Here is a 13,621-nt window from a genome sequence, read left to right as displayed (position 1 = left end):
TGAACTCACAGGTTCCTTCAAGACTTTTCCGTCTTCCGTTACATGGTTAACCACTAGCTCTCCCATTTTTTCAGTCGGATCAATCTCGCGATAAATATGATACGATACAGTCAACTCTTCATAATCGACTGCCGTTGCGTTCCATTCAATCTCTTTATCTGAATGTTTAACTTTAACACCTTCATGATTTTCTTTAATCGTTTCAGGCATTAACGTATAACCATCTTCAATCATATCATTAATGTTATATACAAATTTTGTCATGCTGTCATTAATTTTTTCAAACATCTCTGGCAACAAGCTTACATTTTCCGCTGGTAGATAATGGGCAGCATCTGTTGAAATACGGCGGAACAATCCTTCCGCTTCCCCTTTATCATTAACAACTTTACTATTAGGATCTTTACTTGAATTATCCAAATAAACTGTAAATACTTCGTACCCCGCTTGTTTGATAACATCAGCTTTGCCTTCAATAAGGGACATCAAATCATAAAATTCTTGTTTGTGATTCTCATATAATCGCCCTTTTAATTTTTCATTATAGCCTGTAAGTGGACGTTTCATCCCTATAGGATAATCAGTTTCTAGTTTATTTTTTTCATCTTCTAATTCGAATAATTCAGGAGAATCATAGTCCCCAGCTTCATACATTTTTTCAATTTTTTCGGATAATTCTCTTGCATATTTAGTTGTTGAAGGATAGTTAGAAGCATCGTTTCGGTACTCTTCCTCACCTGATATGCCAACAAAATAATCACGTTCTGGCCCTATATTCGGATGACCATCTGCAAATATAATCAAAACTTTTCGAGCATCATCTCTACTCGTCTCATTCATTTTAGGTAACACATAATCTAAACCATCATACAATGGCGTTAAGCCACCTGCCTCCATCGTATTAACGGCTTCTTTCACTTTAGAAAAATCGCTTGAGTAGTCAGTTAACGTCTTCGTAATCGCGTCATACACTACTTCGCCTTTGCCACTATCATAACCAGGACCTCTAAATACGGAAATACCAACTCGTTCATATTTTGAATTTCGCTCATCGATAAAGTGATTAATCGCTTCTTTTGTCTTATCTAAACTGCCCGTATCACGCATAGATCCTGATCCATCAATTAGTAACTCATAATCAACTTTTTCTGGCTCTTTCGATGGGTCTTTTTCTTTTTTTGCCTTTAATGTGACCTTCTTTTCTTCATACGTCTCTGTTTTCTTTACCGTTTCTGTTTCCTTGCTGTAAGCATCTCTATTTTCAGTTGTTGGACTTGCCAGCACTAATGACGGTGCCACTAGATTAGCAATTAAAAGCCCTAACATACTCTTTTTAAATCGTTTCACACTTGTCTCCTCCTTTTAAGATAACTGTTGTTAATTAATGATACAATTTCACCATTTTTTTAGCATTTCAATAATTACCTAAGGATATGCAGTTTTAGTAATAACTACTTTAATTCGAAATTTCACAAAAAAAAATAGTGCCGAGAACGCGTTCTCAGCACTGTCTTCTTTATTTTATTTTTCCATCTCACGTACAGCTTTTAAGATGGCCACAGAGTCCATCGGAATTCTTCCCAAACCATCTGGTCCAACATTTAATAAGTAGTTAATTCCCATGCTATTTAGATGATGTTTTTGTTTATAAATAACATCAGCTGACTTCCAGTTTTGATCACGGTAAGTGAAGCCCCATGAATCGTTTGTCGTTCCAGCTGTTTCATATAAACCATTTGGAGAAGGTTTAAAACCATTCACATCGTTATAATCAACCTCACCAGACACTTCTTCACGCATTTCTGGGATTTCGTTATCTCCTAAAGAAACATAGTCATATTTACCATTACCCAAACGAGAATTAATCAAGCAATCAGGTTGTAATTCTTTAACTGTGTCATAGATTTTTTCACTTTGTTCAGGTGTTAATGTCATCGGCATATCGAACCAAGCCGTTACAATCTCACCGTAGTTCGTCATGATTTCTTTAATTTGTGGGATGATTTTATTTTCAAAACAAATACTAAAATCTTTCTCACCAGTAAAGTCCCAACTGTTATCCCAAGTTGAACCTGCTGTTTCAATATGGTTAGATAAGTACCCTCCACCGTGTTCTTCGTGCCAATCTAAATCTTGAGAATAATAAATACCTAATTTTAAACCGTGTTTTTTACACGCTTCTGATAATTCCATTAAAACATCACGTTTGAAAGGTGTTGCATCGTAAACGTTATAGTCGCTTACTTCTGATTTATACATTGCAAATCCATCATGATGTTTTGTTGTGACTACTAAGTATGTCATGCCACATTCTTTTGCTAAACTGACAATTTCATCTGCATCAAAATACATCGGATTGAAACTTTCAGCTAATTTCCCGTATTCGCTATTTGGGATTTGGAATTTAGATTGAATCCACTCAGCGTAAGCACTGGCAGACTCACCCCTATATTCTCCTGCTAATAATGAATAAAGTCCCCAATGAATCATCATGCCATACTTCGCTTCTTTAAACCATTTAATGTTATTACTCATTGCCATCTCTCCTCTTCATTTTCATTAGTTTTTTATCTATTTTTTAAACCGTTAGTTCTTATCTACTAAAAGTCCTGCCCCAATCAAGTTGGCATCATTTTTATAAAATGAACTGACAATTGTCGGACGAATTGGACAGCGTTGCCCATAACCCATGACAACATCTAACTTTTCTTCTAATTTTTCTAATAAATTAGGCTTATTAGAAATTCCGCCACCTATAACAATGTATTCTGGATCTAGAATGTATTGAAGATTATATAACCCTTTTGCTAAGTTTAAATACAGTGTATCTACATAAGACAAGGCCAAAGCCTCACCTGACTCTGCTCGGTCAAAAACCTCTTTACCACTCGTCTCTTCGCCCACTTCTTTAGAATAAGCTCTCGCCATATGAACAGCCGAACCAGTGACACTCCACTCCTCATTGTTTTCAGTTAACATCATACCAAACTCACCAGCAAAATTATTAGCACCAGAAACAAACTCGCCATTCATGACGATAGAACCGCCTATTCCTGTTCCAATAATGATAAAAATAACATTCTTAGCACCCTTCGCTGCCCCTGCTGCTACTTCAGCATGACAGGCACAATTGGCATCATTTTCAAAAAAGACAGGTAACTGATAGGCTTCTTTAAAGTGTTGTACAAAAGGAAAACCGTGTAAATAATGCAAAGAACTTGCCCCATCAATTTCACCTGTTTGTTGATTGGCAATACCTGGCACACTAAAAGAAATAGCCTCTACATCATGTTTTGCTATGTACCCCTTAATCATATTATCCAACTCACTGGCCATGTCATCCCAGCTTTTAGGTGACTTAAAATGACGACGGTCACTTAACGCCTCCTCTTTGAAGATGGCTCCTTTGACACTACTTCCTCCAATATCTATTACGAGTTTACATTTAGACACACCTATCATTCCTTTTCACATTTTAATTGGCTTCTATTATTTTCCTAATTGATCGATTGGCGTTTTGATGCGTTTTTCGTAAGCATCTAACCATTCTTGAGTGATCGGTTCGATAATCGTTTTATCATCCTCACCCATTTGTGCAATATAAATAGCTGGCTCTTCTTGATCATTCGCCACTGAGAAAGTAAATTCAACGTTTGTTGCCACACCCCATTCTCCTTTATTATTCATAGCAACCAGTGAGAAAGCACCTGCTTTACCATAACGTTTGGTTAATTTGTGGTGGAAACTATACATTGCTTTATCTGCTGCTTCTTGCGGGTGCATGCCTTCGCCCATCAAACGAACGATTTCGTAACTTAGACAGCCTTTCATTAAGTCTTCACCTAAGCCTGTCGCTGCAGCACCACCGATTTCGCTATCCACATAGAACCCTGAACCTGATAAAGGTGAATCCCCTACACGCCCTGCCTTTTTCATGAATAAACCTGAACTTGACGTTGCAGCTACCATGCTTCCAGATTGATCTAAACTAACGGCTCCGATTGTATCGTGGCCATCATAAGCACTTAGCCCTTTTTCTTTCATTTCTTCTAAACGTAACTCGTACATTTTTTTAGAACGATCAGTCATCATATTTTTACGTTCAAAGCCTTCTAGCTGAGCATATTTCGTTGCACCATTTCCAACACGGAAACTGTTAAATTTGTGATCACTTAAAGCGCGAGCGACTGAAACTGGATTAGCCACATCGACAATCCCTGCAACCCCACCAATTTTAAATGTATCGCCATCCATATAAGCGGCATCCATCTCTAAGATACCCTCTTCATTTGGCAAACCACCATACCCTACTGATTTATAGTAAGGGTAATCCTCTACCATCTTGATACACGTTTCAGCAGCATCTCCTGCTTTGCCATTTTTCTTTAATTGTTCTGACGCTGCGACAATCCCGTCATGCGCCATGCGCCACGTTGCAATAATTCCCCACATAAGTCCGACACTCACTTTCTATTATTATCTCATTCAGTTTGTTCCTACAGTGTTGTAGTAGTTTCTTTTTTCTAACTACCCAACTAACCTTTTGACACCGCTTTCAATGTTGTTTCAAAAAAATACGTGCTAACATCTTCTCTTATATATCCCTCTTTAGAGCATAGTGTCCACGTTTAATAACTGTATCTTACACTATAAACCACACATTGTATATACTTTTATTAATTATATTTTTATTTAATCAACTTAATCTAGACTATTATTAAAAAATGATTAACTTTAGGTCTATTTTAAAAGCAAAAACCTCATTGTAATACGAAACACAATAGTATATACTTTGTTTATACAAACGCTTTCTTTTAAAGAAAAGATTGAACCTAACTGTCGTTTGCTATACATTAAACGTGACGTAAATTTCACTTAGAGAAAGGGATATGCAATCATGACTTCTAAAAAAACTCCGCTTTATATTACTATAGCCAATGATTTATTAACTGACATTCAATCTGGTTCATTGAAAGGTGGCGACAAACTCCCTACCGAATACGAATTAGCCGACAGTTTTAAAGTCAGTCGCCTAACCATCAGAAAAGCTCTTGACTATCTTATTACTCGGAATATTCTTATCAAACAAAAAAATCATGGCACTTTTGTTGTTGAACAAAGTAAGATTCAAAGTGGTGCAAGCGGATTAGCAGGTTTTTCCGAAACAATTCGTAACCTAGGTATGACTCCCAGTACTAAACTCATTGAAATGACAGAAGTTTTTTTACCTTCAGAAGAAATTTCATCACGCTTAGAGTTAGAAGAAAAGGAATCTGTTATTTTTATCAAACGTGTCCGTTATGCCAATGAAACGCCACTGGTTATTGAAAACTTACATATTAGAAAGAAATATCTGGGTGATATTTCCAAAGTAGATTTTGAAACAGATTCTCTTTTCGAAACGATTGAAAATCACATTTTAATTGGCTATTCTCATCAAGAGATTAGTGCCGAACTCGTATCAGATACAACCGCCTCTCTTTTAAATATTGAAAAAGGCTCCCCTATCTTACTTGTCGATACAACGACTAGTTCCATCCAAGGAGAACCTATTCTAATCGATTTATCTTATTACCGTCCTGATAAATATACCTTCAAAAATATACTTAAACGTAACCACTAAGGAGAGAAAACAAGATGAAACCAGACTATGATTTGATTAAACAAGCAGTATATGCTAGACAAGAGGATTTCTTTGCTGGCTTAAAAGAAGTCATGCAGATTAATAGCGTCAAAGCAGACTCTACCGAGGATGCCCCTTTTGGTGTCGGACCGAAACAAGCCGTTTTAAAAGCTCTTGAGATTGCGGAGTCAATGGGATTTAAAACTAAAATGGTCAATAATGCAATGGGCTATGCTCAGTGGGGCCCAGATTCCTCTGACTATATCGGTGTCTTTGGACATCTAGATGTGGTTCCTGAAGGGACAGATTGGGACTATGAACCTTTTGATTTAACTGAAGACAACGGTGTTCTATACGGTCGTGGTGTTTTAGACAATAAAGGCCCTATCATGAGTAATCTGTATGCCCTGTCTGTCTTAAAAGAGCTTGGCTTTAAGACAACGAAAACTGTTCGAATTGTATTCGGAAGTGATGAAGAAAGTGGCTCAGCTGATATCCCGATGTATCTTGAAAAAGAACCCGCTCCACTCTATGGCTATACACCTGACTGTAAGTATCCTGCCGTTTACGGTGAACGAGGCGTGGTTGGGATCGATATCGTCACAACATTTTCAGATGACTCGTTAAACCAAATCCAATCTTTTGTTGGTAACTTTGATCGCAGCAGTATTCCTGATACACTTGATGTGACTTTAGCAACTGGTGAAATTATTGAAGTACGGGGAAAACGTTCGCCAAGTAACGCGCCTGATATGGGGCTGAATACCATTACTTTATTTGCCAAAAACTCGACTGATGAGGCTCGCTTTACTGGTGAGCTGGCAACGTATCTGTCATGGTTAGCTGATGGCTTCCATGATAAACATGACGGTTCTGGTATTGGCGCTGGTTTTTCAGATGAAGATTCTGGTTCGCTTCAACTTTCTCCTTATGAGTTAAACCTAACAGAAAACCAAGCGATTTTATCGTTATCTATCCGCTACCCTATTTCCGTTACGGAAGAAGAGGTGCTTGAGGCAATCACTAGCCACCTTGTACTGGATAGTGAGTTAATCGCACGTCGCCGCATGAAATCAACAGTCTTTGACCGTCATCATCCCATGCTTAAAACGATGCAAAAGGTTTATGAAAACTGCACGGGTCAAGACGGTACGCCTGTTACGACAACAGGTGCAACTTACGCCCGTTCAATGCCAAATATCATCGCATTTGGTCCATCATTCCCTGGTCAAAAAGGTATCGCTCATAACAAAAATGAGTATATGGACGTCAGTGATTTAATGAAAAACATGGAAATATACGCTTTAACCTTAGCCGTATTAATGGCTTAATGCTAAAAAGCACCTCTTGTTAAATTCAGTTTACTTGAATTCCACAAGAAGTGCTTTTTTTATGAGTCAGTTCCCCTATTACGAGGTTTTTACTATTATAAAGAACATGATACGAATTAGTTTAATTATTTTAGTATTTAATATATTTATATTAGTATTCGTACCAATTATTTTTTAAAATTTTTAACTTTTATACTAATTTGGATTCGTCTGAAAATAGGTTAGGAGTATATCCTATGTTAGCAAAAATCTATGGAACAGTTGGCTTTATGGTTACTCTTCCATTCGCCTTGATTATGATTATTTTAAATGCTTGGTTTAATAGGAATAATAAGGATTATGTTTACTATGACATTAAATATTTTAAATTATTTCAGTCACTAAAACAATCTAATATTGTCTTTGCTGTCAAATTAGATTTACAGGCTATCTTTGAAGGGAGAACTTCGTAGTGCATATAATTATTCATTTTAATTAATTTTACCATAGGATTTTTTCCTGTTAAATATACTAATGGAAATATTGGACAATTTAAATCATTTTCTCCATGTATTAATACAATTTGACAGTTTGAATGATTGATAATATCATTTTTCAGTCTTTTGTTAGCTGACATATCCACATACTTTTGTATTACTTGTCTAGAGTTAGAAAAAAGTAAAGTATAGTGAGCATCATAAAATGTCCCAGTAGCAACAATACCTTTAATGTTCGAATATTTTTTTTGTGAAAAAAATAATGAGATGTATGCTCCGTAACTATCGCCATATATTATAAAACTACTATACTTACTTGCATAATGAGTGATTACATCGTCTACAGACTCAACATCTAAAATGCCACCATTATTAATTAATCGTTCTTGGTACTCATTTGAATATCCTGTACTGCCTACATAATTAATACAAATAACATCGATATTGCTTTCTATCAATAGATTAATTACTGGATTAAAGGAATTATCAACGTGATATTCTGGCCCCCCATGTAAGTAAAAAACACAGTGATTACTATTATTATCCAAAATAAAACAAGGTATTTTTTGTTTACCGACATATTTATGAAAAATATTTTCCACTATTGAATATAGATTAAAAATTTTGGCATTAAAATCAGCAACATATACATTATTATTTTTTTTTACAAAAAGTGTGTGTTTGATGTATGGTGTGCTACCACAAAAAAAAGTAAACATAGATACAGTTATTGGTTGTGAATGTATACTTATAAATTCAAAAGAATCAATTATACTTCTAGAAAAATGCAGTTCGCTCATAAGTAATTGAATTTTTTGTTCATCCAAAGTGAAATATAGATTTCCTTTATAGATAGTACTTTCAATAGCTTTTATTTCTAATTTATTATTTCTGTTAACTCGAAATAATTTTATTTCATCGTATTTATTCATACAAATAGCTACAATATCATTTCCAATTAATCTTATAGTTAATATTTCCATAAACTATATTTCCTTAAAAACTAATTTAACTTTTGAAAGGTTTATAGCAGATATTAATACAGCAAAAATAATCATGATGATATTTATAAATATTAAGAGAGTATCGTTAATTCCGAATGCGATACTTCTTAAAGCATCAATTTGATAAGTTAAAGGATTTAAGTAAGCGAAAAATTTTAATACAGTAGGAACGTCTTTCAACATGTAAAATACAGGCGCTGTAAAGCCGAGTGGAGTCAAAAAAAATCTAATAATTATGTCTCTTTTTTGGTAATCATTAATATATGTCGTTAGTAAAATAGCTACGGATGTCCAAAAAAGTAATATGAATATTGAAAAAATAATAGTAAAAATTAGGCTGACTAAAGAAATTCCACTAGTATTAAAAAATATTAGTATAAAAGCTATTATTAGTTCTTGAATAAGCAAACCTAGCATTGGATAAAGGCTCATTCCCAAAATATAAAATATAGAAGAAACACCACTTGATAACTTCAAAGCTAGTAAACCATACCTTTTATCAATAGTCGTTCTATAAATGACTTGTGTGGTCTGTCCTATTATTAAAGAACCAAAGATTCCAATTGAGGAATATAAGAGATACGAAACTTCTGTTTCATTATAAAAAACGCTAGAAATAGCTCCATTTAGACCAACACCTATAAACAATACATATAATAGCGGTTGAATTATTTGGGATAAAACAAGACCTTTATTGAGAAAAAAGGCAACAATTTCATTGTGAGCGACAATCCGAAAGCCCTTTACACCTAATTTAGATTCAAATCTTAAATCTTCTGCTTTCATTTTTCACGTCTCCTTAATGCTTTACTTTATTCAAGTAAGTTTCTCTCAAGTTAATGACATTTGATGATATATTTTTAATATTAAAGGTATCCTTGGGAAAGGTATTAATTATACTAAAAATTGTATGATCAGTTGTATTTGGAGTGAAAATTTCTATAGAAAATGGGTTAATTACTTGGTATTCATTGATATTTTTTTTCAACCAAGAGAATTCCGCATCAGTTATTTTATATTCAAATTCAATATAAAATCTTATCATCTGCTCTTTCATGAACTCTTCTTTACATCCAAAAAATTCTATCTTATTATCTTTAATAAATAATATTTTTGTACAAAAACATTCCAATAAACTAATATCATGTGTTGATATGATTACACCTTTATTATTTTGAGATTCAAGTAGGAGAAAATCCAGAAGTTTTTCAGAGGACTCAACATCTAATCCGGTAGTTGGTTCATCTAGTATATATATATTAGGCTTATGAGCAATCGCTCTAGCTATTTGAACTCTTTGTTGTTGTCCACCAGACAAAGTATCTACTATTTTTTTTTTAGCACTATTGAGTGAGACAATATCAATTGCAAAATCGCAATACTCTTTGATTTTATGTTTATCAATATTAGCAAGACGTAAACCTAACTCAACATTACTCCAAACATCCAAATACCAGTCCATTACTTGAGATTGTGGAGAAAAACCTATAGAAGAGAACGGGTGATTCTTGTCTAAGTACTTTTGATTATAAATAATACCACCACTTTTATTGGGATATACACCTACTAAAGAATTTAACAGAGTGGATTTCCCAGATCCATTGGATCCTAAAACTCCAATGAAATCTCCAGGACTCAAACAAAAGTTAAAATTATTGAGTACCACATTATCATCATAATTTATCGATAGATCTTTAACCTCCAACATATGTAAACACCTCCTGAAAACGCTTAATTTAACCTTGATATCCCTATAGTATTATAATATGATGAGGATATCAAGAGGAAAGGAGGTGAAAAAGATGTCAAATGGATTAAAAGTTCTGATTAAAGATCTACAAGGTAATTTGGAAGTTGTAGGTAATTTCTTTGATAATCCTGAACAAACTCTAGATAACTACGGAATTCAAGGTATTGAGAGGCAAGCTTTATTAGCTAAAGATATCAATGCGCTCAATTCTATTGGTATCGAACAACAAGAGTTAGTTGGCGCCCTATCAGGAGCCCACAGTTCAGGTTGTCATGAGCAAGCTTAGGGATAAGCTAATAAAGGACACTACAAAATGTAGTGTCTTTTATTGTATTATTTATAAGAATATTTTTTACTCATAATCATTTACTTAAAGATACAGATAAGTTCAACTACTACATATTTGCAGAAAGGAGCACACTAAATGAAATTAACAATGAACAGGAATGTGAGTCCGAAAGTTAAACAATTATTGACACTTTTTTTAGAAAATTACACAAAAAACGGTTTATCAGAGCATACTACATTATTGCTCTATGATTTCATTTTACTTTCATACCAAGTTTCTGTTAGAGAACGATACAGTATATCATTGTTAGCAGAAGAGTTACTTTGTCGAAATTTAGAAGTTAGTATGATAATAAATATTTATTATCATTCACTGAATTGTTTAGCACTTAGTAATGGAGAAAAAGTGTACAGAGGTGGTTTTATAGTATGAAAAGTCATATTGAGAACAGGCTTAAATTTCTAAAACTTTTAGAAAAAAATGAGTTATATAAAACGGATGACACTCATTGGACATATCGAGTAAAAAAACAACCTACACAAAAAAGAGGATTTAAGATACACCTGAGTGCGTCTATTATTAATGCCTATGAAATAGCTAAAATATTTCTTGATTTATATACAGATTCTAATGTAGACTTTAAAATTGTTTCCAATTTATCTTTATTAGAGCTGCAAAATTCATCTATGTACGGATTCACACAAATAGGAAAATTTATTACGATATATCCTGAAAGTAATAGTCAGTTTATTATGTTGTTAAACGACTTAGAATTGGTTTTTAAAAATCAAGGGGCTTCACCGATAATTCCTTCTGATTATAACTATTTAAATAGCTCAGTTGTTTATTATAGATATGGAGAATTTGTTAAAGATGAAAGTTTTACTGATAAAAGAGTACGAATGATACCAGAGAATATCGTTGTCCCAATAAAAGATTATTATATTGAACGGCTCCATACGATACCTAATAAGTATCTGGTTATAGACATTATAAAAAAGACATCAAAAGGTGGAGTATATAAAGTATTAAATTTAGAAAATAATAGATTCGCAATTCTTAGAGAAGCAACTCACTTATCGAATATACTTATAAATGGTGAAGACTCTGTCAATCGCTTATATCATGCAAATGAAAACATATATAGTCTAGCATATACTTCTTTAGTCCCTAAGATTATAAATGAATTTTATGTAAATACTACCTATTTTTCTGAAGAAGAATATCTAGTGGGTATAACTCTAGACGAATATATCAAAGTGAATAAACCGTATAAATGGTTTGTTAGAGTTCTCGATGCAATAAAAACAATGCACAAAAAAAACATATTGCATGGAGATATTTCATATAAGAACATTCTTATTAATGATGAGACCCTACACTTTATTGATTTTGAATATTCTGTAAATTTTGAGAACATTTCTGACAAAAATAACCAACAGGTTGTTGGCACTCCAGGATTTTATGATTCTAAATTAAACAATTCATCACCATATTTTTACAAGGATATTTGGAGTGCTGTATGTCTTCTTTTTTGGAGTGAAGACTTTAAGTACTTTGAAATGATCAGTTCAAAAACATATGTTGATCTTATTAAAAATTATGAAGAATTAGTAATGGGTAGACTTATATCTAATTTTAGAAACATGAAGTATGGAGTAATATATGAAAAAACTTTTAATTATAGGTATAATTCGATCGAAGAAGTCAAAGAGGATTTTAATAAAATAGAATAAAATGTTCGAACCTGACTGAGTACACTTTCCAATTTCTCAAATAAATTAACATAGCTAACAAAAATAACTACAAATATGAATAAATATATTACTTTTAAAATTAAGTTTTTAGTTATTTGAACTTTTTAATAAAACATCCGTTCAAATAACAGTTATAAAACAAAAGACATGCCAATAATGACATGTCTTTTGTTTTCACTTCTTTAAATATTTCGATTACTTTAACCTAGTAAATAATCAAGTGTTGCTGTTCCAATCGCTTTTGCTGCAATCCCCATCGCATCTTCATTAATATCAAATTTCGGATGGTGATGTGGGAAGAACTCACCTGAAGCAGGTTTTGCTCCTACGAAAATATAAGAACTTGGTACAACTTCTGAGTAATAAGCAAAATCTTCTGAGGCAGGATTTGCTTGGGCTAATGAAATCTCATTCAGATTTTCAATGCCTGCTGTTTCAATACTGTGAATCACGCTTGATGTCAACGCTTCGTCACTCATTAAAACTGGGTAATCATGCTCATAGAATAACTCGTATTCAATACGGAACATCGCCGCAATACCATCTAAGATTGATTTGAACTCCTTCGCAACTAATTCACGTGTTGCCGGGTCCATACTACGAACGTCTCCTTCAATAAATACGCTGTCTTTAATCACATTGAAAGACCCACGTCCATCGAAGTTTCCGATTGTTAAGGTTGCCATTTCAAATGGAGACACACGGCGGCTCACAATTGTTTGAGCTGCCACAACAAATTGGCTCGCTGCTACAATTGTATCATTCGCTTCATGAGGTACTGCCCCATGTCCGCCTTTTCCTTTAAACTTCACTTTAAATGAAGAACGCCCAGCCATTGTGGCACCTAAGCAGTAGTGAATATCTCCCGTGTCAATTGGACTCCACAAGTGAACTCCTAACACATTATCAACACCTTCTAAACAGCCATCTTTAATCATCGCAATCGCGCCGCCTGGTGGTGTTTCCTCTGCTGGTTGGTGTAAGATAACGACTTTCCCAACTAATTGATCTTTGATTTCTAACAAAGTATCAGCCAATGTTAGCATATATGATGTATGAGCATCATGCCCACAAGCATGCATACACCCTGGGTTTTTAGAGGTGAATTCTAAACCTGTCTCTTCAGTAATCGGTAGTGCATCAAAGTCGGCACGTAAGGCAATCGTTTTACCTGGTTTGCCACTGTCAATGGTTACAACAACACCGTATCCTCCTACATTGGTCTTAACGTCACAGTCTTTCCCTTTATAAAAATCAACAATATACTGACTTGTCTTTTCTTCTTCAAATGATAATTCTGGATGTTGATGAAGGTAACGTCTCATCTCAATCATTTTCGGTGTTTTGTCATCAATCTTTTTTTGTAATGTTGCTTTTAATGTTGTCATAAT

The 13,621-nt window shown here is 34.0% G+C and carries 13 protein-coding genes; 5 read left to right on the top strand and 8 right to left on the bottom strand.

Annotated elements, in window-relative coordinates; genetic code table 11:
* The 4 genes from OL233_RS04585 to OL233_RS04570 form a co-directional block, all read right to left on the bottom strand.
* Positions 1-1,347, bottom strand: a 1,347-nt coding sequence (locus OL233_RS04585) for a vWA domain-containing protein (RefSeq protein WP_275471178.1), incomplete at its 3' end; no start/stop codon positions are given.
* Positions 1,348-1,521: 174 nt separating this feature from the next.
* Positions 1,522-2,535, bottom strand: a complete 1,014-nt coding sequence (locus tag OL233_RS04580) for an alpha-L-fucosidase (protein ID WP_275471177.1) — start codon at positions 2,533-2,535, stop codon at positions 1,522-1,524.
* Between the two features lie 51 nt (positions 2,536-2,586).
* Positions 2,587-3,453: an ROK family protein gene (locus OL233_RS04575; protein ID WP_275471176.1), complete on the bottom strand. Its 867-nt coding sequence runs from the start codon at positions 3,451-3,453 to the stop codon at positions 2,587-2,589.
* A gap of 36 nt (positions 3,454-3,489) precedes the next feature.
* Positions 3,490-4,452, bottom strand: a complete 963-nt coding sequence (locus OL233_RS04570; RefSeq protein ID WP_275471175.1) for a glycosylasparaginase — start codon at positions 4,450-4,452, stop codon at positions 3,490-3,492.
* Between the two features lie 445 nt (positions 4,453-4,897).
* Here OL233_RS04570 and OL233_RS04565 point away from each other — a divergent pair, with 445 nt between their 5' ends.
* The gene (locus OL233_RS04565) at positions 4,898-5,623 is read left to right on the top strand and encodes a GntR family transcriptional regulator, LSA1692 subfamily (protein ID WP_275471174.1); all 726 of its coding nucleotides are present in this window, start codon (positions 4,898-4,900) and stop codon (positions 5,621-5,623) included.
* A gap of 14 nt (positions 5,624-5,637) precedes the next feature.
* Complete coding sequence (locus tag OL233_RS04560) at positions 5,638-6,954, top strand: Sapep family Mn(2+)-dependent dipeptidase (RefSeq protein WP_275471173.1); 1,317 nt, start codon at positions 5,638-5,640, stop codon at positions 6,952-6,954.
* A gap of 373 nt (positions 6,955-7,327) precedes the next feature.
* Here OL233_RS04560 and OL233_RS04555 read toward each other — a convergent pair whose 3' ends face one another.
* From OL233_RS04555 to OL233_RS04545, 3 genes are read right to left on the bottom strand one after another with little or no spacing between them, the layout of a single operon-like run.
* On the bottom strand, positions 7,328-8,413 hold the full coding sequence (locus tag OL233_RS04555; RefSeq protein WP_275471172.1) for an alpha/beta hydrolase family protein: 1,086 nt from the start codon (positions 8,411-8,413) through the stop codon (positions 7,328-7,330).
* Between the two features lie 3 nt (positions 8,414-8,416).
* Entirely contained in the window at positions 8,417-9,220 is an 804-nt protein-coding gene (locus OL233_RS04550) for an ABC transporter permease (RefSeq protein ID WP_275471171.1), read from the bottom strand.
* A gap of 13 nt (positions 9,221-9,233) precedes the next feature.
* Positions 9,234-10,142: a metal ABC transporter ATP-binding protein gene (locus OL233_RS04545; protein ID WP_275471170.1), complete on the bottom strand. Its 909-nt coding sequence runs from the start codon at positions 10,140-10,142 to the stop codon at positions 9,234-9,236.
* A gap of 94 nt (positions 10,143-10,236) precedes the next feature.
* Between OL233_RS04545 and OL233_RS04540 the strand changes: the two genes are divergently transcribed.
* From OL233_RS04540 to OL233_RS04530, 3 genes are all read left to right on the top strand, one after another.
* On the top strand, positions 10,237-10,470 hold the full coding sequence (locus OL233_RS04540; RefSeq protein ID WP_275471169.1) for a hypothetical protein: 234 nt from the start codon (positions 10,237-10,239) through the stop codon (positions 10,468-10,470).
* A 138-nt stretch (positions 10,471-10,608) separates the two neighbouring features.
* Positions 10,609-10,905 carry a hypothetical protein gene (locus tag OL233_RS04535; protein WP_275471168.1) on the top strand — a complete coding sequence of 99 codons (297 nt, stop codon included), beginning with the start codon at positions 10,609-10,611 and terminating at the stop codon, positions 10,903-10,905.
* Positions 10,902-12,209: a class III lanthionine synthetase LanKC N-terminal domain-containing protein gene (locus tag OL233_RS04530; protein WP_275471167.1), complete on the top strand. Its 1,308-nt coding sequence runs from the start codon at positions 10,902-10,904 to the stop codon at positions 12,207-12,209. The genes OL233_RS04535 and OL233_RS04530 overlap by 4 nt, the downstream gene beginning before the upstream one ends.
* A 221-nt stretch (positions 12,210-12,430) precedes the next feature.
* On the opposite strand, the gene OL233_RS04525 is transcribed toward OL233_RS04530, so the two are convergent.
* Positions 12,431-13,618, bottom strand: a complete 1,188-nt coding sequence (locus tag OL233_RS04525) for an amidohydrolase (protein ID WP_275471166.1) — start codon at positions 13,616-13,618, stop codon at positions 12,431-12,433.
* Positions 13,619-13,621: the final 3 nt, after the last annotated feature.

The sequence above is a fragment of the Vagococcus proximus genome (genome assembly GCF_029143285.1).
GTDB classification, from domain to species: Bacteria; Bacillota; Bacilli; order Lactobacillales; family Vagococcaceae; genus Vagococcus_D; species Vagococcus_D proximus.
The sequence above is the reverse complement of the archived record's forward strand: the minus strand, read 5'-3'. Positions and strand labels throughout refer to the sequence as shown.